Origin of the sequence: Synechococcus sp. RS9909 (assembly GCF_014279595.1) — a bacterium.
Classification (GTDB): Bacteria; Cyanobacteriota; Cyanobacteriia; order PCC-6307; family Cyanobiaceae; genus Synechococcus_C.
In genome coordinates this window covers 2,161,886-2,184,168 of sequence record NZ_CP047943.1, presented here as the reverse complement: position 1 = coordinate 2,184,168, position 22,283 = coordinate 2,161,886, and the positions used below count along the sequence as shown (strand labels likewise).

The window sequence follows — 22,283 nt, the reverse complement described above, 5'->3', positions numbered from 1 at the left end:
GGTTGTCAGCGGAGGGTCTCAGCGAATGGCGTAGTGCAACCAGCGGCAGTCGAGCCCGCCATTGCTGATGGGGATCCGCCGCGATGCCTTCATGCGGAGAGCGCCGGTGAGTTGCGGGTTTCCGCTCAACAGCCAGAGCTCCCAGCCGGAGGCTTCCCGTTTCACCACCTGGCCAAAGTCGGCATACAGGCTTTCCAGATCGTCACCAGCGCCGATGCGTTCGCCATAGGGCGGATTGCACACCAGCGTTCCAGGCCCCGCCGGGACGGACAGCGCACGGAAATCACCGGTGTGGATGCGGATCGACTCCTCGAGACCGGCGGCAGCCACGTTGCTGCGGGCCTGCTCGGCAATGGCGGCATCCTGTTCCCAGCCCAGAATGGGCGCTAGTGGCTGCTGGGGCTGGCTGCGTCTCCGGGCCCGCTCGCATTCGTCGCGCCAGAGCTCAGCATCGAAATCGGCCCAGCCTTCGAGGGCAAAGCTGCGGTTCAGTCCCGGAGCCCGTTGCTGGGCCAAGCACGCGGCTTCGATCAGCAGGGTTCCGGAACCACAGAGCGGATCCACCAGGGGCGTGGTGCCGTCCCAGCCCGTGAGCCGGATCAGCCCAGCGGCCAGGTTTTCCTTGAGCGGTGCGGCACCCATGGCCGCCCGGTAGCCACGCCTGTGCAAGCTGCCGCCGCAGCCATCGAGGCTGAGCACAGCGTCGCCCCTGCCGAGGTGCAGGTGGAGATGGAGGTCGGGCTCCTCCAGGTCGATGGAGGAGCGTTCGCCCCACAACTCCCGTTGGCGATCCACGATCGCGTTCTTCACTTGCAGGGCGCTGTAGTGGCTGTGGTTAAGCCCTTGGGCGCTGCCGGTGGCATCCACCCGAAAGCTCATGGAGGGATGCAGCCAGCGCTCCCAGTCGACGCTGTTCTGAACGCCGTGATACAGCGAGTCGCGGCCATCACAGGGGAAGCGGCTCAGCTCTCGAAGCAGCCTGAAGGGCAGCCGACACTGCAGGTGCAGCCGATAGAGGCAGGCCAACTCGGCTTCGAAGGCTGCGGCGCGGCGCAGCGGTCTCACGGCCTTGGCCCCCAGGTCGATCAGCTCCTGGGCTCCCGCTTCCTCGAGTCCCTGGGGCAGCACTGCCACGGCGGGGATCCTCTGGTGCCCAGGACGGTTCTCCCTCCCCACGATCCTGTGCTCTCCGTCACCACTGCTGTCACAATGACAAGGTCCGATCTTGATCGGACTAGGTGATCCACACCAGTGTTTCGGACAGCGGTTCGATTCCGCTCAGCTCCATTCCCCCTTCCCGGGGCTGCAATGGTTTCGACGGGGCATGAGGAGGGTGACTGAAGCCTGCTCGGTGAGAGCAAACCCGTAACTGCGAACAACATCGTTCGTTTCTCCCGTCAGACCGCCCCTGTGGCTGCCTGACCCAATAAGGGAGATGGGGTGAGGTCAGCCTTATCACCCAAATGACTCGCGGGGGCTGGAAGGCCCCCTCAACTCTTGGATCGGTAACGGCAGGCACCGCTGGGTTGGGCCCGGCTCTGCAGATTCAGGGTGTTGGTTTCGCCTCGATTCCCATGAGCCCTTTGTTCCGCTGCCTGATCTGCGGCAAGGACATTGAGCGCTCCACCCGCAGCTTCTGGCGCAACAAGGGCCATCTGCTCTGCTCGAGCTGCAAAGACCAGTTGGAAGCGGGCGAGTCCAAGGCGCTGCGCTCGCCCGGCGATCCGCTCAGATGAAGCGACCGATGAACACGTCGCCGAAGTTCTGCTCGAAGATCTTGTTCCCCATGGCGGTGATCTCCTCGTCGCTCATGCCGGCCATGTTGTGCAGGTTGTGACGCACCACCGTGGCGTGATGCAGCTCATGGCCATGGTCGGCGGCCACCTGAATCAGTTCCTCCGGCGTTCTGGCCGCCTGCACTTTGGCGGTGAGGCTGGGATCAGAGGCGGCCTGCTTCAGAAAACGGTCCAGATTCTGCTGACTCATGACGATGCCCACAAATGGGTTGGAACTCCATCTTTGGGGCTTCAGCTAAAGGATGCGTTATCCCCGCCCAGCTGATCGGCTGCCCGTCGCAGCGCCTCGCGACGGCTGCTCACCAGGTCGTGGATTCCGAATTCCCGCAGGCGTTGCCGCACCTTGCCCGAGGCCCCCGACACCAGCACGGTGCGGCCATGCTGGCGCGCTTCCTCCACCATCCGTTCCAGGGCCAGGGCGGCGGTCACACCCAGGTGGGGCACTTTGCCGATGTCGAGAATCAGCATCCTGTAATGGCGCACCAGCATCATCCGTTCGCTGATGCCCTTGGCGGCACCGAAGCTCAGGGGGCCTTGCAGGCTGAACAACAGCAGGTCGTCGCCACAGTGCTCCATCAACCGGGCTTCCTCCAGATCGAGATCCTCTCCACCCACGGCCATGCCCTCCAGTTGATGGGCGGTGAGCGACTCAATCGTGAGCAGATTGGCCACAAACATGCCCACCAGCACCGCGCCGATCAGATCCCAGAACACGGTCATCAACAACACGCCCCACATAACCAGCGCGGTCTTGCGCGAGAGGCGATGGGCCCGCAGCAGAAAGCCCCAGTCGATGATGTCCAGCCCCACCTTGATCAGGATCGCGGCCAGCAGTGCCGTGGGTATGCCTGCGGCCAGTGGTCCTGCCCCCAGGAGCACCACCAGCAGCACCAGCGAGTGGGTCATGCCCGAGAGCGGTGTGCGCCCGCCGGATTTGATATTGATCACCGTGCGCATCGTGGCGCCTGCCCCCGGCAGGCCACTGCAGAGTCCCGCCACGGTGTTGGCGATCCCCTGGCCGATCAGCTCCCGGTTGGAGCGGTGGCGGCTGCGGGTCAGGTTGTCGGCCACCAGGGAGGTGAGCAGGGAGTCGATCGAGCCGAGCAGCGCCAGCATCACGCCCGCCTGCACGAGCACGGGCAGATGCTGATGCCAGTCGGGCCAGGCCATCTGCAGCCCGCCTTCGGGAATGGCGCCGATCCGCGGCAGCTGGTCTTTCCCGAACAGCAGCAGCGACAGGGGCGTGACCAACACCAGGGCCAGCAGGGGAGAGGGCAGCCAGCGGCTCAGGGAGGCGGGTGTGAACAACACCACCAGCAGGGTGATGGCTCCGATTGTCAGCGCTGCCGGATTGGGGTGGAATGCGCCGGCGACCTGGCTGAGGGCCTGCACCACCCCGCCACTGCTGGCGATGCCCAGCAAAGGGCCGATCTGCAGCAACAGGATGATCACGCCGATGCCCGACATGAAGCCCGACACCACCGAGTAGGGCACCAGGGTGATGTAGCGACCCAGGCCCAGCAGCCCGATCAGGATCTGCACCAGGCCGCCCATCACGACGGCCGCCATGACCAACGGCAGCAGTGCACCACCGCCCAGCTCCCGGGAGACGCCCACGGCCGCCAGGCTTCCCACCACACCGGCGACGGTCACACTCATCGGGCCGGTCGGGCCGCTCACCTGAGCCGGCGTGCCTCCGAAGAGCGCCGCCAGGAACCCGGTGACGATGGCGCCGTAGAGGCCGGAGATCGCCCCCCCAGGCCCGAGGGCCGCATTGCCGAAGGCGAGGGCCAGAGGCAACGCCACCACCGCGGCCGTCAGGCCTCCGAGCAGATCACCACGCCACTGGCTTGGGTCGAGGCCATGGATGCTGAGGCCTCGCCACCGGGCTGCCATGGTTCAAGCACCGCTGTAGCCATTCTTTGCAGGATTCAGACCGCTGACATCGCCCTGTGGCGGGATACAGCCGGTGGATAGCTCAGGATTGGTTCGGCTGGCTGATCCAGACCTCCAACTCCTCCAGGCTCTGCACGCCTTCGCGCCGTTCCCCACTGGGCAGGATCCAGGTGGGATAGGCCCGGATGCCTGCGGCGACGCAGGCTTTCGCCTGATCCGGTAGCTCCTTCGGCTTGGCGCACTCCACATAGGGCAGGCTTGGAGCGGCTTCTTCGCCGAACAGTCGCGTCTGGGCCTGACAGGCCGGGCAGCGCCAGGAGCCGTAATACACCACCTTGGCTTCGCTGAGACGCTCCGCCAGGCTCACTGGATTGGGGCCTGACGGGTTGGAGGCTGCCAGCGCAGGAGCCAGCATCAGCGCCAGTCCGCCGAGGCTGGAGAAGAGCACAGTGCGCATCAGGCCAGCGTGAGAGAGCCGAATCGTAAGCAGGGGACACTGGCGTTCGGGCTTCCCTCCATCCGTGCCTGCTCAGCACGTCATGTTTCCTGAGACGATGAGACACGCATCAGGCCAAGGGCCATTGGAACCGTCATGGCCGGCAGTGGCTACCGCGATTACTTCAAGGTGCTCGGGGTTGATCGCAGCGCCGATGCTGATGCGATCAAGCGGGCGTTTCGCAAATTGGCGCGCCAGTATCACCCGGATGTGAATCCCGGTGACGCAACGGCTGAGGCCAAATTCAAGGAGGTGAGCGAGGCCTATGAGGTGCTCTCCGATCCGGAAAAACGGCGCCGCTATGAGCAGTTCGGCCAGTACTGGAATCAGGTTGGCGGTGGTGCCCCAGGTGCCGGCGGGGCTGGTTTTGATGTGGATTTCGGCCGTTACGGCAACTTCGACGATTTCATCAATGACCTGCTCGGCCGTTTCGGAGGTGCTGGTGGTGGCGCTGGCTTCCCCGGTGGGTTTGGCGGCGGGTCGGGATTTCCAGGTGGTGGCTTCCCTCGCGGAGCCCAACAGCGTCAGCCGATCAATCTGGATGCCGAAGCCAGCGTCAAAGTCAGCTTTGCTGAAGCGTTCCGCGGCAGTGAGCGCACCCTGTCGGTGAATGACGAGCGCGTGCAGGTGCGGATTCCGGCGGGTGTGAAAAATGGGTCGCGCCTGCGTCTCAAGGGCAAGGGCAACTCGCAGCCTGGCACCGGGCGACGCGGTGATCTCTACCTCAATCTTGAGGTCCAGCCCCATCCGGTGTGGCGGCTCGATGGCGACCAGTTGCGCGCTGAGCTGCCGGTTGCTTTGGATGAGCTGACCCTCGGTGGCACGATCACCGTGATGACTCCGGATGGCGAGGCGGACGTGACCATTCCCGCCGGCACCGCACCTGGGCGCAGTCTGCGGTTGAAGGGCAAGGGCTGGCCCCTGAAATCAGGCCGCGGCGATTTGTTGCTGACCCTCAGCCTGCAGTGGCCGGAATCCTGGTCGGCCGAGGAGCGGCAGCTGCTCGACCAACTGCGCCAGGCCCGCGCTCAGGATCCGCGTCGCAACTGGTTGTCATCGGCGCGCCTCTGAGCCAGGTCGCGGCCGAGGCAGGGCCTAACCTTTCAGCCCCCGTCCACCGCGCCTCGATGGATCTCCCCTACCGCCCGCGCCGTCTGCGCCGCACCCCGGCTCTGCGCGCCATGGTGCGTGAACATCACCTGCAGGCGGCTGATTTCATCTATCCCCTGTTTGTGCATGAAGGCACACAGGTGGAGCCGATCGGCGCCATGCCGGGGGCTAATCGCTGGAGTCTCGATCAGCTCACCGGCGAGGTGCAGCGGGCCTGGGATCTGGGCATCCGCTGCGTGGTGCTGTTCCCGAAGGTGGCGGAGGGGCTCAAAACGGAGGATGGCGCCGAGTGCTTCAACGACCATGGTCTGATTCCGCGGGCCATTCGCCAGCTCAAGCAGGAGCTCCCCGAGATGGCGATCATGACCGACGTGGCCCTCGATCCCTATTCCTGCGATGGCCATGACGGCATCGTCAGTGCCGAGGGCGTGGTGCTGAATGATGAAACGATTGAGCAGCTCTGCAGGCAGGCTGTGATGCAGGCCGAGGCCGGCGCTGATCTGATCGGACCCAGCGACATGATGGATGGGCGGGTCGGCGCGATCCGGGAAGCTCTGGATGACGCTGGTTACGCCCATGTGGGCATCATCAGCTACACGGCCAAATACTCCTCGGCCTATTACGGACCGTTCCGCGAAGCCCTGGATTCAGCGCCGCGGACGTCCAGCGGCAAGCCGATCCCCAAAGACAAAGCCACCTATCAGATGGATCCGGCCAATGCCCGCGAGGCGATCACCGAGGCCCAGCTCGATGAGCAGGAAGGCGCCGACATCATGATGGTGAAACCAGGCCTGGCCTATCTCGACATCATCCAGCGCCTGCGCCAGGAGACCGAGCTGCCGATCGCAGCTTACAACGTGAGCGGTGAATACGCGATGGTGAAGGCGGCGGCGGAGCGGGGCTGGATTGATGAGCGCGCCGTGGTGCTCGAGACGCTGCTCAGTTTCAAACGCGCCGGTGCTGACCTGATCCTCACCTATCACGCCTGCGATGCCGCCAGCTGGTTGCGTCAGGGCTGAGGTCCACCTCCTTTCGGCTTGGCAGCCGTCGGGTTCACTGTCATCCTGCAGCATCGCTGGCATCTGAGGCCTGTCCATGGCGCGCTATCTCCTGCTCTGGGTGCACGGTCCCTGGATCGCCTCCTCCCTGATGGTGATCCTGGCCCTGCGTCTGCTGATGGCTGAGGATTTCGGTCTGCATGGTCATGGCTGGGGTCTGTTGGGCAGCGCCTCGATCTGTTTCTCGATCGGTTGTGTCTGCAAGGTGTCGTGGGTGCTGTCCCAGCTCAACCGACGCCGCAGTGCTGCCCAGCGCCAGATCGAGCATCTGATGCTGCACTGAGAGTCGGCCCGATGTCTCGTTCCACCGTGCTGCTGATCATCGGCTTGCCCTGGGCGGCGGCAGTGGTCGTGCTGTTGATGGTGACCAAACTGCATGCGGATGCCAACCGGGTGCACTGGGGTCTGCTGGGAAGCGCTTGCATCTGTTTCTCGATCGGTTGTCTGGCCCGCACCAGCGTTGGTCTGCATGACATGGCCCAGCGGGCCAAGCGGCTGCAGGCCCAGGCCGCCCAGAACCAGCAACGGTCGTCATGAAGCGGTTTGTCGTTGCGGCCACGCTTGCCATGGCCAGCCCGCTGTTCGCAGCCCCTGGGGCAGCGTCTCCCCAGGCGGCCTCGGCTTCCCTGCCACCCTCTCCCGGGCTCCTGCGCTCGCTTGCGGCTTTTGATCGCGACCTGCTGCTGCTCGATGGGGCCCTGCGGGGGGCGGCCGAGACCGTTCCGCCGGCGGATCTGCAGCAGCCCGCCCTTCAGGCTCCCGCCCCCCAGGCGCGCCCCGCCACCCCGGCCCAGCAGCAGCAACGCCAGCTGCTGGTGCTCAGCCTCAAGGAGGCGATTGCGGTGGCGATCGCCAACAATCCGGAGCTGGCGGCGCAGCGAGCGCGCATTCAGGAGCGTCTGGGCCTCGTGCGCGCTGTGGAGGGCCGCTATTGGCCGCGTCTGGGGCTCTCCCTTGGTGGGGCCTTTTCCCAGGCCAGCATCTACAACAAGGTGCTGGAGGGCAACACCGGCATTTATCCGCCGGGTTCGCCCTTCCTGGTGGACACCGATGGCTGGAATCGGATCCAGGCCAATCTGGGCACAGCCTGGGCCGGACTGGAGCTGGGTTGGGAGCTGATCAGCTTTGAGCGTGGTGCCGCCCTGGCGGAGGAGGATCAGCGCCTGCAGGCGGCAAGCGAGGCCTATGCCAATGGTCTGCGGGCCCTGCAACTGGAGGTGAGCGAGGCGTATTACAACCTGCAGCTGGCCGGTCAGCTCAGGCGCATCCGTGCCGCCGTGGTGCGCAACGACCAGCTCCTGCTGCAGCAAGTGGAGGCCTTGAAGCGCTCCGGTCTGGTGCCCCGCCTGGATCTGCTGCGCGCCCAGGCTGCGCTGCAGCAGAGCCGCTTCCGCCTGGAACAGGCAGAGGCGCTCCAGCTCAGCCGCCGTCAGGCCCTCACCAATCGCCTCAACGTCGCCTTCGGCACCGAGCTCACCGCCCGCCTGCAGGTGGACCTTCAGCCCGCCTGGCCCCTGGATCTGGAACGCACGGTTGTGGATGGTCTCACCGCCAATCCGGCCCTGGAGACGCTGGCCTCCGAGCGGCTGGCCCTGCTGAACCAGGCGGAGCGACGCCAGGCCCGCCTGCTGCCCCGTCTGGAACTGTTCGCGTCAGGCGGCGGCGGTACCGATCTGCTCACCAAGCCGGTGATCGATCTGGAGGGCTGCTGCAAAGCGATGAACACCCCCCAGATGTCCAGTCAGCGCGCCGATTGGATCGCGGGATTGCGCCTGCACTGGCGCTTTTTTGATGCAGGCACCGCCTCGGCGGAAGCGACAGCCAGCCGTTCGGCTGCGGAGGCGGTGCTGCAGCAGCTGGCGGCGGAACGCAATCGCATCCGTCAGGAGCTGGAAACCGCCTTCTACGACTACCGCGCGTCGCTCAGTCAGCTGGTGGCGGCGGAAGCCTCCTACCAGGCGGCCAGAGAGGCGTTCCGCGATGCCAGGGCCCGTTATGAACTCGGTCTGGCTGATTACACCGATGTCAGCGACACGATCACTCTGCTGACGGCGTCGATGGAGGGGATCGCTGAGTCGATGACCCTCTCCAACATCAGCTACGCCCGCATGTTGCGGCAGCTCCAGCCGGTCGCCGCAACGCCCTCGGTCTCGATCACTCTGCCGAGCGGCCCTGATGATGCATCCGCGCTTCCTCTTTCTGCGCCTCGACCCGCTTCTTCCGTCGCTCCGCCATCTGACGCAGCCGTGTCCGGTAGCGGAGGTTGAGCGTGCGCCAGGTGAGCAGCACGAGCAGGGCGATGAACCAGAACCAAACCTCGGGGGCATCGGCCTGAAGCAGCACCACTAGCAGCACCAGGGCGAGGGCGAGAAAGGGCCATTCCCGTCTCATGGCAGGGTCCCCCGCTGGCGTCTGTCCGGTTGATCCTGTTGTTGATCGAGGCGGGGTGTGCGGTAGGAGCCGGTGAGGTCCCGCAGGATCGGCAGCGCATAGCTCACGGGGGTGCGCCACTCCACGTAGGAATGGGCCTTGAGCGTGAGGCCTTCACGGATCGGGAAGACGCTGCTGCCTTTGGACAGGGTCCAGCGGTAGCCGTCAAAGCTGCTGGCACTGGTGCCCAGGTCGATCTCCGTGCGGATCACCGGGCCTTTTGACACCAGCGATTCAGCCAGGGGCGGATTGCCGACGGTGGTGTTGATGTCTTCCGGGGTGGCGGGCAGCAGGCTCACCCGGCTGACCCGACCACGGATCCCCCCGAAGCGGCCGCGCTGCTGCCAGTCGGGAACCACCTCCACTCCCAGCCCCGGTTGGAGGCGACGGGCATCGGCCGGGTGGAAGTAGGCCACAGCCTGCAACTCAGGGGATTGGCCAGTCCGCTCTGCGGCGGTATTGCTGATCGTGCCGAGCCGCTGCCCTGGTTTGACGGTCTGGCCCTGGATCACCTGCAGGTCGATCACGGTGCCGTCCCGTTTGGCGATCAAGTCGGCTTGGTATCGCAGCTTGGCCTCAGTGACGGTGATCTCCCGGCGCAGATTGTCGATGCGGAAGCGCCGCTGCTGTTGTTCGGTGTCGATCGCCAGCTGCACCTTGCTGTAGGCATTCACCACCTCCTTGCGCCGGATGGCGAGGTTGTCGAGGTCCACGGTGAGCTGGGTGTTGCGATCCGAGGTGGCCACCACCTCCTTGGCCAGAGGCGCCACTACCTCGCGCTGGGCCAGATGGGCAAAATCGGCTTGCTTCTGGGCGTAGGTGGCCTGCAGTTGCTCCAGTTGTGCTTGTTCGCGATCCAGCTGCCGCAGGGCGGTGTCACGAACCAGACGGGCATCAGTGAGCCGGATGGCGTCCTGGCGATTGAGGTCGGCATTGATCTGGATCAGCTCGCGCAGGTCTTTTTTCTGCAGCTGCAGCTGTTGTTCGAGTGCCGGTTGATCCAGCACCATCAGCACATCGCCACGGCGCACGGCATCGCCCACCGAGACATTCAGCTGACGGATTTGCCCTTCAGCCCGGCTGTCGATCAGGGTGGCGCCGCCGGGAACGATCATCACGCCGCGGCCGGTGACTTCGGTGGGGACCGGCCAGAACAAAGCCCAGAGGCCGGTGAGGCTCCAGAGGCCGATCAGGCTTAGGCGCACCTGACCGTAGCTGTCCTGCGATTGTTCGATTAGCCAGCTCTTGAGGCCGCCGCTGGTCACCGTAGTCGTTCGGCTTGAGCCATCTTCCCGCAAAACACTCTGTCGTGCAGGCGGGAGGCCCCGGAATGCGATGGCCAGGCCCGAGAATGGATCGGCGATCGTTCAGCGAGCCGATGGCTGAGAGTCCAATGGAGGCGGTGCATCGCCTCGGGCACGTGGCGGTGCGGGTCGAGGACATGGCTCGGGCCAAGGCCTTTTATCAGCAGCTCGGCTTGACGCTGAGTTGGGATGCAGCCGATTGGTGTTATCTCCAGTGGCCCGACCGATCGGCTGGAATCGCCTTGCTGAGTCCGGAGTACAGGGCCGCCGGTCCCCATTTCGCCTTCCACTTCCGCGATCGGGCTGAGGTGGATGCGGTGCACGACCGGCTCCAGGCCGCTGGCGTGTCGGTTGGCGCCGTGCATGATCACCGCGATGGCACAGCCTCTTTTTATCTGCAGGATCCCGAGGGGAACTGGCTGGAAATGCTCTACGAACCGCCGGGGGGGATCGGCTGTTGAGCGGGCCTGATCGCCGCGTTGATCTGTGGCACGACACCCTGGAGCTGCTCGAGTGGCCCCGCCTCTGTCAGCACCTCGCCCAGTTCGCCAGCACGGCAGCCGGGCAACGGCGATGCCTGGATGAGCCGCTGCCATCCGACCTGCGCGAGAGCCGGGAGCGCCTGGCGCGCAGCATCGAGTTGGCTGGTCTGGATGGGGTGGTGGACGGGGGCCTCAGTTTTCAGGGGGTGCATGATCTCGAGCCGGTGCTGCTGCGTTGTTGCAAGGGGGGCACCGCGGATGGTGAGGCGCTCCTGGCGGTCGCCGACACCCTGGCGGCGGCTCGGCGCCTGCGGCGTCAGATCGATGACCCGGAGCTGCGTCCCCGCTGCACGGCGCTGCTGAAGGATGTGGCCACCCTTCCCGATCTCGAGCAGCGCCTGAAGTTTTCCCTTGAAGAGGGGGGGCGGGTGGCCGATCGCGCCAGTGCGGTGTTGGCGGGTCTGCGGGGCCAGTGGCAGACCGTGCGCCAGCAGCGTCGCGATCGGCTGCAGGAGGTGATCCGTCGCTGGGCATCCCAGCTCCAGGACACGGTGATCGCCGAGCGGCATGGTCGGCCGGTCCTGGCGGTGAAGGCGGGGGCTGTGGCCCAATGCCCCGGCATGGTGCATGACAGCTCCGCTTCCGGCAGCACGGTGTTTGTGGAACCCCGTCAGGTGGTGGATCTCGGCAATCGCCTCGCCGACCTGGAGGGACGGATTCGGGAGGAGGAGCAGAGGGTGCTCGCCGAGCTCAGCGCCGCTGTCGCGGCGGAGGGGGAGGCGCTGACCCGCCTCGGTGCGGTGTTGCTGGTGTTGGACCTGAGCCTGACGCGGGCTCGCTATGGCCAGTGGCTCGGCGCCGTGCCGCCGCAGCTGGAGGCCGACCCGGAGGCGCCCCTGGTGCTCCACGACCTGCGCCATCCCCTGCTGGTGTGGCAGGAGCGCCGCGCAGGCGGTGGTGCCGTGGTGCCGATCAGCGTGGAGGTGTCGAGCCACCTGCGGGTGGTGGCGATCACAGGCCCCAACACCGGCGGCAAGACCGTCACCCTGAAGAGCATTGGCCTGGCGGCTCTGATGGCCCGAGCCGGTCTGTGGCTGCCCTGTTCCGGCCGCCCCTCGTTGCCTTGGTGTGCCCAGGTGCTGGCCGACATCGGTGATGAGCAGTCGCTGCAGCAGAGCCTGTCCACGTTCAGTGGCCATGTGAAGCGGATCGGGCGGATCCTCGAGGCGCTCCACAGCGGAGCGGCACCGGCGCTTGTGCTGCTCGATGAGGTGGGGGCCGGCACCGATCCCAGCGAAGGCACCGCCTTGGCGACTGCGCTGCTGCGCAGCCTCGCCGATCGGGCCCGTCTCACGATCGCCACCACCCACTTCGGGGAACTGAAGGCACTCAAATACAGCGATCCCCGCTTCGAGAACGCTTCGGTCGCCTTCGACAGCGACACCCTCTCACCCACATATCGCCTCCTCTGGGGCATTCCCGGTCGCAGCAATGCCCTGGCGATCGCCACGCGCCTGGGTCTGGATGCTGACGTGATCGCGCAGGCGCAGGAGCTTCTGGCCCCTCGTGCCGAGGGGGATGTGAATGCTGTGATCCGCGGGCTGGAGGATCAGCGTCAGCGCCAGCAGGCGGCGGCGGAGGACGCGGCAGCCCTGTTGGCCCGCACGGAATTGCTGCATGAAGAACTGCTGGCGCGCTGGGAACGGCAGCGGCAGGAGTCTTCTCAGCGCCAGGAGCAGGGCCGCCAGCGCCTGGAGACCTCGATTCGTGATGGTCAGAAGGAGGTGCGGCGGTTGATCCGGCGGCTGCGCGACGGCAAGGCGGATGGTGAAACAGCGCGGCAGGCGGGTCAACGCCTGCGGCGTCTGGAGGCCGACCACAAACCCCGCCCGGAACGGCGTGAGCATCGCGATTGGCGCCCTGAGGTGGGGGAGCGGATCCGCTTGCTGTCCCTGGGCAAAGCGGCCGAAGTGCTCGCCATTTCCGACGATGGTTGTCAGCTCAGCGTCCGCTGCGGGGTGCTGCGCAGCACAGTGGATCTGGCGGCGGTGGAAAGCCTGGATGGCCGTCGCCCCGCGCCGCCACCGCCTGTGGTGAAGGTCAAGGCCCGTGCCGGGGGGGGTGGCGCCCAGGTGCGCACCTCCCGCAACACCGTCGATGTGCGCGGCATGCGCGTGCATGAAGCCGAGTCGGCGGTGGAGGAGGTGCTGCGCAGTGCCTCTGGGCCGGTCTGGGTGATCCATGGCGTCGGCAGTGGCCGCCTCAAACGGGGCCTGCGTGCCTGGCTGGGCACCGTGCCCTATGTGGAGAAGGTGTGTGATGCCGAGCAGGGAGACGGCGGTGCCGGTTGCAGTGTGGTCTGGCCTCGCTGAGGGCTCATGCCTGGGGCCTACAGCTCCGGCAGGGTGGGTTCACGGGGGGCTGGTGGGGCGGTGTCAGGCACCGGGATCGCTTCACCGTGCTGATCGAAAAGGCGCCAGCCGTTTGGATCGGGTTCGAGGTGGACCCGGCTGCCGCTGCGCACCGTCAGATCCGGATCGGCCCGCACCTGCACGAGATGCTGGCCATCGAGCAGGCGGCAGGTGAGCAGTTGTTCGTTGCCCAGCACTTCGCTGTGGCTCACTTCCGCTGGCAGATTGCGGTTGGTGGCCGGGGCCAGGCGCAGCTGCTCAGGACGAAGACCAGCGGAGAGCTGCTGCCCCTCCAGAGCGGGCAGGGCGGCACTGAGGGGGCCTTCGAGGCTGAGGCGACGTTCTCCCAGGAGCAAAGTGTTGCCTGAAGCCACGCGGATCGGCAGCACGTTCATGGGCGGGCTGCCGATGAACTGGGCCACGAACAGGTTGGATGGCCAGCGGTAGAGCTCCATCGGGGTGCCCAGCTGCTGCAGGCGCCCCTGGTTGAGCACCGCAATCCGGTGGCCCATCGTCATCGCTTCCACCTGATCGTGGGTGACGTACAGCGTGGTGGTGCCCAGTTGCCGCTGCAGATCCACGATCTGGGTGCGGGTGCTGGCGCGCAGCTTGGCATCGAGGTTGCTGAGGGGCTCATCCATCAGAAACACGGCCGGTTGGCGCGCCATCGCCCGTCCGAGCGCCACCCGTTGTTTCTGCCCGCCGGAGAGTTCCTTGGGGCGGCGATTGAGCAGAGGCTCCAGCTCCAGGGCTCGGGCCACGTCCCTGGTGCGTGCCTCGATGCGGTGTTCGCGTGGGGACGACAGCCGCAGCGGGCTGGGCAGGTGACGGGTGCTGCGATGCCCCTGATCCCGCAGCTGTTGCCAGAACGTGCGGGGGTGGCTGCGTCGCAGGCCGAAGCCGATGTTGTCGCGCACGCTGAGATGGGGGTACAGCGCGTAACTCTGAAACACCATGGCCACATCGCGCTGCGCCGGTCTGAGCAGGCTCACCGGTCTGTCTCCGACAAGGATTTCGCCGGCGCTGGGCGTGTCGAGTCCGGCCAGCAGCCTGAGCAGGGTGCTTTTGCCACAGCCAGACGGGCCCACGAGCACCAGAAATTCACCGTCATCGATCGCCAGATCGAGGCTGCGGATCACCGGAACCGGCTCTCCGCCGGCGCGCGCCGGGTAGGTCTTGCTGAGCGCCTCGAAGCGAACCCCGGCCACTGCTCTTGTCCCGTTCGCCGCGATCCTAGGGTTGATGGTTGGCCACGCCCGAGGCTCCCTGTGCAGTTCATCGATCAGGCGCGCATCACGGTTCGTGCGGGCCGCGGCGGCGATGGGATCGTGGCGTTCCGGCGCGAGAAATATGTGCCGGCCGGAGGACCCTCAGGGGGAGATGGTGGCCATGGCGGCAACGTGATTCTCGAGGCTGACGCCAACCTGCAGACCCTGCTCGACTTCAAATACAAGCGCCTCTTCCCTGCAGCGGATGGTCGCCGCGGCGGTCCGAATCGCTGCACGGGTGCCTCCGGCATGGATCTGGTGATCCGGGTGCCCTGCGGCACGGAGGTGCGCCACCTCACGACCGGCATCCTGCTCGGCGATCTCACGGACCCGGGTGAGCAGCTGGTGGTGGCTTTCGGTGGCCGTGGCGGCCTCGGCAATGCCCATTACCTGAGCAATCGCAACCGCGCTCCGGAGAAATGCACGGAGGGTCGCGATGGGGAGGAGTGGCCGCTGCAGCTCGAACTCAAGCTGTTGGCCGAGGTGGGGATCATCGGCTTGCCGAATGCCGGCAAGAGCACCCTCATCAGTGTGCTCTCGGCCGCCAGGCCCAAGATCGCTGATTACCCCTTCACCACCCTGGTGCCCAACCTCGGCGTCGTGCGCCGCCCCACCGGTGATGGCACCGTGTTTGCCGATATTCCAGGCCTGATCGCCGGGGCAGCCCAGGGGGCGGGGCTCGGGCATGATTTTCTGCGGCATATCGAGCGCACGCGATTGCTCATTCACCTGGTGGACGGTGGCTCAGAGGATCCCGTCAGCGATCTGCGGGTGGTGGAGAAGGAGCTTGCGGCCTACGGCCATGGCCTGGTGGAGCGGCCCCGACTGCTGGTGCTCAACAAACTGGAGTTGCTGGATGAGGCCGGTCGCGACGAGCAGGTGATGCGTTTGGAGCAGGCCAGCGGTCGGCCGGTGCTGCTTATCTCCGCAGCGATGGGCCAGGGGCTGGATCGTTTGCTGGATCGGGTCTGGCAGGAGCTCGGGGTCTGAGTCGGCAGCCTCTCTTGGCGGTGTTCCGGCTCACATCCCCGCTTGTGGGCCATCGTTTTCAGGGCGATAACGGGAGCAGTGAGTCCTGAACGGATGACTTTCTTCACCTGTTTCGATGCCCAGGGTGCGGTGATCGCCCGCTGTCAGACCGAAGAGCAGATCGACGAACTGCGCCGCATGGGGCGCCCGATCGCCGAGGTGCGTGCCATGAAAGATGAGGAGGCGGTGGTGTGTTCCCTCACCGGCAGCCCGTCTGAATTTGACGAGGAGCTCTGAGCGTCGGACCACAACAAAAGCCTGCAGGTCTTGCCTGCAGGCCCTGGGTTCAGCGTCCGCAACGCTGGTGCTGGCAGGGAGCCGACTCAGTCGTCATACACCCGGCACTCAGGAGCATCCGGATTGGCGTCGCAATATACCTCCAACGACGTGGGGTCGTGGTTGTCGCCGGGATGGTGCTCTTTGTACTCCTCAAGCGACTGAATTTCTTCGGTGAGATGACGGACCTTGGCTTCATTGCCCTCAGCGCGGGCAGCCTCGATTTCCGACTGATCCTTCTGGATGTGCTCGTCGATTGATTTCATGAAATCCGCGGTCGTGAGCGCCGCACGCAGGCAACGCGCACACCATACGGCTGATCCGCCTTGAAGCACTGGGGGTGAGGTGCCACTGCCTTTCCGTAACAGCCCACTTGTCAGGATTCGCCCATGGGCGCTACCAGCTCTGTATGAAGCTGAGGCGCAGGGCATGGTTCGGATCAGGCAGCGGCAGGGCCGTCATTTCATGGACGAGGAAGGGCGGATGTTCTGGATCAATGGGCCCGAATGCTTCTGTTATCTCTCCGAGCAACGGCAGTGGCGCTCGGGGCTGTCGTTTCACGAAATCCTGGAGTGGAAGCAATGCGCACCCTCCGGTCTGGTCAGTCAGCGGTTCGACTCGATCATCCAGGCCTGCGAAGCGTTTGAGCACAATCAGGTGCTCTGGTCCCACGACCTCTATCTGCGTCGGATGGGCGATCAGATGGCTCTGCATCGCTCCGCCGATGATTACCGCCCCACGGCGATGAAGCTGGCGGAAGCAGCCGGTGGCCGCGTGCGCCCGGCGCCCTGGCAAGGCCGATCCTCACCGGTGCTCAGCTGTGAATGGCCGAACCCAGCTCTTCTTCAGGAGCTTCCCCATCCTCGCCGCCGCCGCCGCGGTGTCAGCACCGAGATCAGGGAGCCAGTTCGCTGAGTTCCAGCCAGCGTTCTTCGGTCTGCTCCAGCTGCTGATGCACGGCGGCGAGTTCTTCGCTCAGACGGGTGAGGTCGTCGCTCCCTGCCGTGCTGAGCGCTGATTCCAGTGCGGCCTTGCGTTGCTCCAGCTCAGGCAGCTCCCGGTCGAGGGCTTCCAGTTCGCGCGATTCCTTGAAACTGCGCCGCCGTGGCCCCTGGTCTGGCTTCGCTGAGGATCCCTGCGCCTCGGGGCGGCGGCTGGGGGTGGGTCGCTCCTGACTGGCGAGCCGTTCCTGCTCCCGCCGCTGGTCCATAAAGGCGCTGTAATTTCCGTCAAAGCGCTCCAGGCGACCCTGCTCGAAGCAGAACAGGCGATCGACCGTGCGGTCGAGGAAATAGCGGTCGTGGGAGACCACCACCACACAGCCGCGGAAATCGTCCAGCAGATCCTCGAGCACGCTCAGGGTCTGCACGTCGAGGTCATTGGTGGGCTCGTCGAGCAACAGCACATTCGGTGCCTGGATCAGCAAGCGGCAGAGGGTCAGCCGCCGCCGCTCCCCTCCCGAGAGTTTGCTGAGGGGGCTGTGCTGCTGGGCGGGTGGAAACAGAAAACGCTCGAGCAGCTGGGACGCGCTGAGCTGCTCGCTGCCGAGATCGATGCGGCTGGCCGCTTCCTCCACGAAGTCGATCACCTTGCGTTCCAGACCCTTGCCGCTGCTGAGGGCCTCGGTGTGCTGATCGAGATAGCCGAGGTGGACGGTGTCGCCCAGGCGTAACTGGCCGGAGCTGGGTTGTCGTCGTCCGGCGATCAGATCGAGCAGGGTCGATTTGCCGCTGCCATTCGGACCGATGATGCCGATCCGATCCTCCGGGCTGAAGCTGTAGGTGAAGTCCTCCAGCAGCACGGTGCCATCCGGTGTGCCATCGGCGGTGACGCGAATCTGCTCCGCTTCGATGGCGATTTTGCCGATGCGCCGGCTCACACTCGTCATCTCCAGCTGCTTGCGGGCCTGGCGGGTCGGCGCTTCCCGCATCGCTTCGATCCGCTGCAACCGCGCTTTCTGTTTGGTGCTTCGCGCCTTCGGGCCCTGGCGCAACCAGGCCAGCTCGCGGCGCAGCACGCTTTTGAAGCTGGCTGCAGAGGCCGCATCGGCCGCGTCCTGCTCCGCTTTGCGTTGCAGATAGGTGCTGTAGTTGCCGGCATAGCTACGGGCCTCACCCCGCTCCACTTCCACCATCCGGTTGGTGACCCGATCGAGCACATAGCGGTCGTGGGTCACCAGCACCACGGCGCCCGGATAGCGATCAAGCCACGACTGCAGCCATTCCACGGCAGCCGCATCGAGGTGGTTGGTGGGTTCATCCAGCAGCAGCACGTCTGGGCAGGCCACCAGGGCTGACGCCAGACTGACCCGTTTGCGATACCCACCCGAGAGGGCTTCCACCGGCCGTTGCAGATCGCTGATCCCCAGGCGCTGCAGCACTTCCTGGCATTGCTGCTCCAGGCCCCAGGCCTCCGCCTCATCCATGCGCTCACTCAGCTGCCCCAATGCCGACAACAGGGTTCCGTCGTTGGGGTTGGCCGCCACCGCTTCACTGAGGGCGTTGAAGCGCAGCAGCAGATCACGCTTTTCACCGCAGCCGGCGAGCACCTGCTCGAGCACGGTCAGCCCCGGTTGCACCGCACTCTCCTGCCCCACCAGTTCGATCCGCAGGCGCGGCGAGCAGCGGCGTTCCCCGGACCCCAGGGGCTCCACCCCCGCCAGCACCTTGAGCAGGGTGGACTTTCCAGCGCCGTTCGGGCCGATCAGCCCCAGCCTGTCCCGGTCGCCAATGTGCAGGGTGAGATCGGCAAAGAGCGTGCGGATGCCGAAATCCTTCGCCGCCCCCACCAGGCTGATCAGACTCACGCGCTCCCGGCCATCCGCTGTGCTTCCAGATAAGCAAACACGCTCTTATCGCCCACATCCGCGGCAGCCGGCCCCCCGAATTTGCGCAGGGCCAGCACCAGTTGCAGAACGGCCGCCAGCGCCAGGAGACCGCCGCTCATCGCCGCACCCATCAGGCCGCTCAGATGCCCCAGCAGGGCCAGGGGCAAGAGCAGGGTGAGGCCGATCGCTTCAGGGCGGCGGAAGCAGAAGAACTCCTTGAAGCCCACCCCGGCCAGGGCGGCGAAGAAGGGGCCGATCGCCCAGATCCACACCGGTTCGGCCCTGACGCTGGCGAGCATCGGTTCCGAACCGCTCTGCAGTGCCAGCCAGCTCAGGCCGACGCAGCCGATCCCCCAGAGACCCTGGAGCGCGCGGTGCAACGGTCGTAGATAGATGTGAATCCAGTGCAGGGCCAGGCCGAGACCCGTGGCCAGCGGCAGAAGCCAGAGCCCCACATGGGCTGGCCCCCAGGTCATCCATTGCCCCATGCCGCCGGCAAAGGCGATCCCGCACAGCAGCAGCGATTGCCGGTAGCGCTGAACCTCTCGGGCATCCTCAGCGGTGATGCGGTAGCGGCCGTAGACCCCTTCGAATATGTCTTGTTCAAGGGCACTGGCGGATGGCTCACTCATGCTCATTCAGGCGGAACGGCCTTCACCAGTTTGCTCAGTTCGAATCCCGCGGGAACGATGCCGCTCGGATGCAGGGGAAACAGGGCGCCGAAGTAATCCTGCCGCCAGATGCTGGCATCGCAGGTGTCGGCCACCCCTGGCAGGGCATAGAAGCGCTGTCGCCAGCGCCAGAGTGCCGGCAGGGTCCAGAGGGGTTGGGCGCTGCAGCCGAACAGGGGGGCATAGACCGCCTCCCAGCGGATCAGGGTAGGGAAAAGGCGCACATCCGCCAGGGTGAGTTGATCACCGCAGAGCCAGGGACCAGCGCCACTCAGGGCCTGCTCCACCTCCTGCAGGGCTTCAAACAGAGCGGCGCTGGCCTGGTCATAGGCCGCCTGGGTGCGCGCGAATCCGCAGCGGTAGACGCCGTCATTCACCCGAGGTTGCAAGAGCGTCTGCCAGCGCTCAATCGCAGCACGCTGCGGTTCTGGTGCCAGGTCGGGAGCATCCTGCGGGGCTGGCCAGCGGTTCAGGGCCAGACAGAGGCCCGCGCTGTCATTGCCCAGCAGCCGGGCCGGATGCTTGTCGTTGCGGCCCGGATCCACGAGGGCGGGCACGGTGGCTCGATGGCTGGGAGGGCAACCGCAGTGTTGATAGAGCTGCAACAGGGTGTCGCAGTGCAGCCAGGCTGGATCCAGGCGCCAAAGCCCTTTGCGATGGTCGGCCCGGGCCATCAGCAAGGTGAGGGTGCTGTCAAGGCGACGCAGGCGATGCACCAGCCAGGTGCGATGGGCCCAGGGGCAACTGCGTCCCACGATCAACCTGGGCAGGGTGGCCCCGCTGCGCCCGGCCAGGTCGGCTGGATCGGGAGCAGCCACCACGCTGCGATCGCTGGCTGGTCTTCGGTAGTGGCCAGCGGCATCAGCCGGGGCCAGGCCTTGCATCAGTCGCTTCCACTGCCAGTGCCAACCGGCGCGGGCTCCGGCCACGATTGCGGGCGGAATCGCCATGGTGCTTCCTTTTGCCTGCATTCTCGGCGACGCTGGCCATACCGGAGGAGACGGAATGGCGGGGCCGCGGGTGTTGGTGGTGGCAGGGACCCATGGCAACGAGGTCAACGCCCCTTGGCTGCTGCAGCAGTGGGAGCGCTCTGCCGGCCTGCTGGAGTCGCACGGTTTGGATGTGGTGCCCGTGATCGGCAATCCGGAGGCCCAGCGCCTGGGTCGCCGTTACGTCGACCGCGATCTGAACCGGAGCTTCCGCCCCGAATGGCTGGAGCCGGATGCGTCTGCGCCTCGGGATCAGGAAATCGAGCGGGCCCGTGCCTTGCTGCATCGCTACGGCCCTGGAGGCTCTGAGGCCTGTGTTCTCGCCCTGGATCTGCACAGCACCACGGCGGCCATGGGTAGCTCGCTGGTGGTGTACGGCCGGCGTCTGCCGGATCTGGCTCTGGCCGCGGCTCTCCAAGCCAGGCTCGGCCTGCCGATTTACCTGCATGAGGGGGATCCCGCCCAACAGGGTTTCCTGGTGGAGCGTTGGCCCTGCGGTCTGGTGATTGAGATCGGTCCTGTGCCGCAGATGGTGTTATCGGCGCGCATCATTGAGCAGACCCAGCTGGTGCTTCAAGCCGCCCTCCACTTGATTGCTGCTGCCTGGAACGGGCGCATGCTCACCCCAGAGCGCTTGGTGGTGCACCGCCATCTCGGCAGTCTCGACCTGCCTCGTGATCCGCAGGGGCGCGCCGATGCCCTGATTCATCCTGAGCTGCAGGGGCGCGATTGGTCGCCAATACGTCGTGGTGACCCTCTGTTTCTAACGGCCGCCGGCGACACGATCAGCTATTCGGGGCCCGACGGTGTGGTGCCCGTGTTCATCAATGAGGCGGCCTATGCCGAAAAAGCGATTGCTCTCAGTGTCACCTCAAAAGAGGAATGGCCCCTGAGCCCGGAGGCGCCAGGGGCTTTGCAGGATCTGCTGATCTGGGCTCAGCGGGGGGAGCCGTTGTAGATGATCTGATTGACGCTGCGACCGTCGGGTGCAATCTGGATTTCGGTTTCGGTGGTGGGGTTACTGCCGTTTTCGGGCCAGCCGGGCTTGCCGCCGAGGAACTTGAACGTGAAGCCCTGGGCGGTGTTGCTGATCATGCACTCGCCGCCGCCGTCGCCGGTGTTGAACATGCAGGGCTGGGGGCGGTACATGGTGAGACCACCGTTTTCACGCACGGCCGTGTTGCGGGCCAGGTTGAGCGCACGCACCTGGGCAGCGGGCACAGGCGCCTGGGCCTGAACAGGGGCGGTGAGGCTGAGCAAAGAGGCTCCACCGAGGGCGGCAGCAGCGGACAGGGACCGGAAATTCATCGCGAGGGCAGAAATCGCCCCCCATTGATTGGAGCAAGCAACGAAATTGTCAACTGAGTGTGATACGGGCGCCGCGTCCAGGGCATGGATCAGCGAATCGGGCCGTTGTAGGGCACGGCCAGAATCTGATCGCCACTGGGCGAAACCAGCACCTCGGTTTCCAGGGATGGATCGGGTGGTGAACTCTGTTGCCAGCCCGGCGCTCCTCCTTGGAATCGGAAGAGAAACCCCCGCTGGGTTTTGGAGAGCAGGCAGGCCGGCGCCCCGGTTTCATACATGCATTGATCGGCGCGATAGAGCGAGAGCCCGCCGTTGAGGGCTTCGGCGCGCATGCGCGCCAGGTTCGCCGCCTTGGGTTGAGCAAGGGGCAGAGCGCCGTTGCTCTGGGCCCGGAGCGGCACTGGCACCAGCGCCATCAGGCCAAGAAGACCGGCGGCACCGGTGCGGATCAGAGTCGGAGTTGTCATGGATTCAACCTTGCCTGGTGGTTCAGGCCAAGACCTGACGAGGTGATGACCGACCTGTGACGGCATGTGACGGCTCGCTGCCTCAGGTGGCTGCGCTGCTCTGGATCAGCCACAGGCCCAGGTGGATTGCTCTTTGGTGCAGGGGAGGTCGCTGGTGCTGCCATCGGCCCAATAGATGCGGAGCCGGTCATCGACGGTTCCGACCCTCAGGGTGAGGGATTTCACCGGTCCAGCCGGGGCTTTGTCGCTTGGATCCGTCGGGGGAGGGAGCTGTTGTCCGAGGCGACGCTCCAACTGCTCCATCCGAAGTTCCAGGCGGTTGATCGCTTCCGCCTGACTGGCCTGGCTCGGTGGCTTGCTGCCGCGGTCACAGGCGCTCAGTCCCAGCACGGTCACGGCGAGGCAGGCCACTCCAGCCAGGCGGGTGTGGGGACGATCCCCCGGGGCGCGTCGGGCCATGGATCG

General features: G+C 65.9%; 25 protein-coding genes. 12 read left to right on the top strand and 13 right to left on the bottom strand.

Annotated features, from left to right (window positions below):
• Positions 1 to 18: 18 nt before the first annotated feature.
• Entirely contained in the window at positions 19 to 1,176 is a 1,158-nt protein-coding gene (locus SynRS9909_RS11600) for a class I SAM-dependent RNA methyltransferase (RefSeq protein ID WP_038001085.1), read from the bottom strand.
• A gap of 398 nt (positions 1,177 to 1,574) precedes the next feature.
• Between SynRS9909_RS11600 and SynRS9909_RS11590 the strand changes: the two genes are divergently transcribed.
• A complete protein-coding gene (locus SynRS9909_RS11590) occupies positions 1,575 to 1,736 on the top strand; it encodes a hypothetical protein (RefSeq protein WP_162858316.1) in 162 nt (53 codons plus the stop codon).
• Here SynRS9909_RS11590 and SynRS9909_RS11585 read toward each other — a convergent pair.
• The 3 genes from SynRS9909_RS11585 to SynRS9909_RS11575 all read right to left on the bottom strand — a co-directional run bounded on the left by SynRS9909_RS11585 (position 1,729) and on the right by SynRS9909_RS11575 (position 4,149).
• Positions 1,729 to 1,986, bottom strand: coding sequence for a Nif11-like leader peptide family natural product precursor (locus SynRS9909_RS11585; protein WP_007101550.1), 258 nt, complete (start codon positions 1,984 to 1,986; stop codon positions 1,729 to 1,731). The genes SynRS9909_RS11590 and SynRS9909_RS11585 overlap by 8 nt on opposite strands.
• A gap of 41 nt (positions 1,987 to 2,027) precedes the next feature.
• Entirely contained in the window at positions 2,028 to 3,692 is a 1,665-nt protein-coding gene (locus SynRS9909_RS11580) for a SulP family inorganic anion transporter (protein ID WP_007101551.1), read from the bottom strand.
• 82 nt (positions 3,693 to 3,774) lie between these two features.
• Positions 3,775 to 4,149 carry a hypothetical protein gene (locus tag SynRS9909_RS11575; protein ID WP_007101552.1) on the bottom strand — a complete coding sequence of 125 codons (375 nt, stop codon included), beginning with the start codon at positions 4,147 to 4,149 and terminating at the stop codon, positions 3,775 to 3,777.
• Positions 4,150 to 4,284: 135 nt separating this feature from the next.
• Here SynRS9909_RS11575 and SynRS9909_RS11570 point away from each other — a divergent pair, with 135 nt between their 5' ends.
• From SynRS9909_RS11570 to SynRS9909_RS11550, 5 genes are all read left to right on the top strand, one after another.
• Positions 4,285 to 5,259: a DnaJ C-terminal domain-containing protein gene (locus SynRS9909_RS11570; RefSeq protein ID WP_007101553.1), complete on the top strand. Its 975-nt coding sequence runs from the start codon at positions 4,285 to 4,287 to the stop codon at positions 5,257 to 5,259.
• A 56-nt stretch (positions 5,260 to 5,315) separates the two neighbouring features.
• Positions 5,316 to 6,317 (top strand): porphobilinogen synthase, encoded by a 1,002-nt coding sequence (gene hemB, locus SynRS9909_RS11565; protein WP_007101554.1) that lies wholly within the window; start codon positions 5,316 to 5,318, stop codon positions 6,315 to 6,317.
• A 76-nt stretch (positions 6,318 to 6,393) separates the two neighbouring features.
• Positions 6,394 to 6,639, top strand: a complete 246-nt coding sequence (locus SynRS9909_RS11560; protein ID WP_007101555.1) for a hypothetical protein — start codon at positions 6,394 to 6,396, stop codon at positions 6,637 to 6,639.
• Positions 6,640 to 6,650: 11 nt separating this feature from the next.
• Positions 6,651 to 6,893: a hypothetical protein gene (locus SynRS9909_RS11555; RefSeq protein WP_007101556.1), complete on the top strand. Its 243-nt coding sequence runs from the start codon at positions 6,651 to 6,653 to the stop codon at positions 6,891 to 6,893.
• Positions 6,894 to 6,922: 29 nt separating this feature from the next.
• Entirely contained in the window at positions 6,923 to 8,623 is a 1,701-nt protein-coding gene (locus SynRS9909_RS11550; protein WP_007101557.1) for a TolC family protein, read from the top strand.
• A gap of 120 nt (positions 8,624 to 8,743) precedes the next feature.
• Here the strand turns inward: SynRS9909_RS11550 and SynRS9909_RS11545 are convergent, their stop codons facing one another.
• Positions 8,744 to 10,051 carry an NHLP bacteriocin system secretion protein gene (locus SynRS9909_RS11545; protein ID WP_007101559.1) on the bottom strand — a complete coding sequence of 436 codons (1,308 nt, stop codon included), beginning with the start codon at positions 10,049 to 10,051 and terminating at the stop codon, positions 8,744 to 8,746.
• 128 nt (positions 10,052 to 10,179) lie between these two features.
• Here SynRS9909_RS11545 and SynRS9909_RS11540 point away from each other — a divergent pair, with 128 nt between their 5' ends.
• Positions 10,180 to 10,551, top strand: a complete 372-nt coding sequence (locus tag SynRS9909_RS11540) for a VOC family protein (RefSeq protein WP_038001842.1) — start codon at positions 10,180 to 10,182, stop codon at positions 10,549 to 10,551.
• The gene (locus SynRS9909_RS11535) at positions 10,545 to 12,944 is read left to right on the top strand and encodes an endonuclease MutS2 (protein ID WP_186593847.1); all 2,400 of its coding nucleotides are present in this window, start codon (positions 10,545 to 10,547) and stop codon (positions 12,942 to 12,944) included. Before SynRS9909_RS11540 ends, SynRS9909_RS11535 begins: the two co-directional genes overlap by 7 nt.
• Positions 12,945 to 12,961: 17 nt before the next feature.
• Here SynRS9909_RS11535 and SynRS9909_RS11530 read toward each other — a convergent pair whose 3' ends face one another.
• Entirely contained in the window at positions 12,962 to 14,191 is a 1,230-nt protein-coding gene (locus SynRS9909_RS11530) for an ABC transporter ATP-binding protein (protein ID WP_007101562.1), read from the bottom strand.
• Positions 14,192 to 14,251: 60 nt separating this feature from the next.
• Here SynRS9909_RS11530 and obgE point away from each other — a divergent pair, with 60 nt between their 5' ends.
• Both obgE and SynRS9909_RS11520 read left to right on the top strand, forming a co-directional pair.
• Entirely contained in the window at positions 14,252 to 15,241 is a 990-nt protein-coding gene (obgE, locus tag SynRS9909_RS11525) for a GTPase ObgE (protein WP_007101563.1), read from the top strand.
• 93 nt (positions 15,242 to 15,334) lie between these two features.
• Positions 15,335 to 15,517, top strand: a complete 183-nt coding sequence (locus SynRS9909_RS11520) for a hypothetical protein (protein WP_007101564.1) — start codon at positions 15,335 to 15,337, stop codon at positions 15,515 to 15,517.
• Positions 15,518 to 15,603: 86 nt separating this feature from the next.
• Here SynRS9909_RS11520 and SynRS9909_RS11515 read toward each other — a convergent pair whose 3' ends face one another.
• Positions 15,604 to 15,822 carry a CP12 domain-containing protein gene (locus tag SynRS9909_RS11515; RefSeq protein ID WP_007101565.1) on the bottom strand — a complete coding sequence of 73 codons (219 nt, stop codon included), beginning with the start codon at positions 15,820 to 15,822 and terminating at the stop codon, positions 15,604 to 15,606.
• Between the two features lie 163 nt (positions 15,823 to 15,985).
• On the opposite strand from SynRS9909_RS11515, the gene SynRS9909_RS11510 reads away from it, so the two are divergent.
• On the top strand, positions 15,986 to 16,471 hold the full coding sequence (locus SynRS9909_RS11510) for a hypothetical protein (RefSeq protein WP_038001088.1): 486 nt from the start codon (positions 15,986 to 15,988) through the stop codon (positions 16,469 to 16,471).
• On the opposite strand, the gene SynRS9909_RS11505 is transcribed toward SynRS9909_RS11510, so the two are convergent.
• Genes SynRS9909_RS11505 through SynRS9909_RS11495 form a run of 3 tightly spaced genes read right to left on the bottom strand, consistent with a single transcriptional unit; the run spans position 16,452 to position 20,004 of the window.
• Positions 16,452 to 18,362: an ABC-F family ATP-binding cassette domain-containing protein gene (locus SynRS9909_RS11505; protein ID WP_007101568.1), complete on the bottom strand. Its 1,911-nt coding sequence runs from the start codon at positions 18,360 to 18,362 to the stop codon at positions 16,452 to 16,454. The genes SynRS9909_RS11510 and SynRS9909_RS11505 overlap by 20 nt on opposite strands.
• The gene (locus tag SynRS9909_RS11500; RefSeq protein WP_007101569.1) at positions 18,359 to 19,021 is read right to left on the bottom strand and encodes a DUF2301 domain-containing membrane protein; all 663 of its coding nucleotides are present in this window, start codon (positions 19,019 to 19,021) and stop codon (positions 18,359 to 18,361) included. Before SynRS9909_RS11500 ends, SynRS9909_RS11505 begins: the two co-directional genes overlap by 4 nt.
• On the bottom strand, positions 19,018 to 20,004 hold the full coding sequence (locus SynRS9909_RS11495; protein ID WP_007101570.1) for a glutathione S-transferase C-terminal domain-containing protein: 987 nt from the start codon (positions 20,002 to 20,004) through the stop codon (positions 19,018 to 19,020). Before SynRS9909_RS11495 ends, SynRS9909_RS11500 begins: the two co-directional genes overlap by 4 nt.
• On the opposite strand from SynRS9909_RS11495, the gene SynRS9909_RS11490 reads away from it, so the two are divergent.
• Entirely contained in the window at positions 20,003 to 21,001 is a 999-nt protein-coding gene (locus SynRS9909_RS11490; RefSeq protein ID WP_007101571.1) for an aspartoacylase, read from the top strand. The genes SynRS9909_RS11495 and SynRS9909_RS11490 overlap by 2 nt on opposite strands.
• On the opposite strand, the gene SynRS9909_RS11485 is transcribed toward SynRS9909_RS11490, so the two are convergent.
• The 3 genes from SynRS9909_RS11485 to SynRS9909_RS11475 all read right to left on the bottom strand — a co-directional run bounded on the left by SynRS9909_RS11485 (position 20,980) and on the right by SynRS9909_RS11475 (position 22,277).
• Positions 20,980 to 21,351, bottom strand: a complete 372-nt coding sequence (locus SynRS9909_RS11485) for a hypothetical protein (protein ID WP_007101572.1) — start codon at positions 21,349 to 21,351, stop codon at positions 20,980 to 20,982. The two genes, SynRS9909_RS11490 and SynRS9909_RS11485, sit on opposite strands and share 22 nt — an antisense overlap.
• 89 nt (positions 21,352 to 21,440) lie before the next feature.
• Positions 21,441 to 21,818 (bottom strand): hypothetical protein, encoded by a 378-nt coding sequence (locus SynRS9909_RS11480; RefSeq protein WP_007101573.1) that lies wholly within the window; start codon positions 21,816 to 21,818, stop codon positions 21,441 to 21,443.
• 105 nt (positions 21,819 to 21,923) lie between these two features.
• The gene (locus SynRS9909_RS11475; RefSeq protein ID WP_007101574.1) at positions 21,924 to 22,277 is read right to left on the bottom strand and encodes a hypothetical protein; all 354 of its coding nucleotides are present in this window, start codon (positions 22,275 to 22,277) and stop codon (positions 21,924 to 21,926) included.
• Positions 22,278 to 22,283 lie beyond the last annotated feature (6 nt).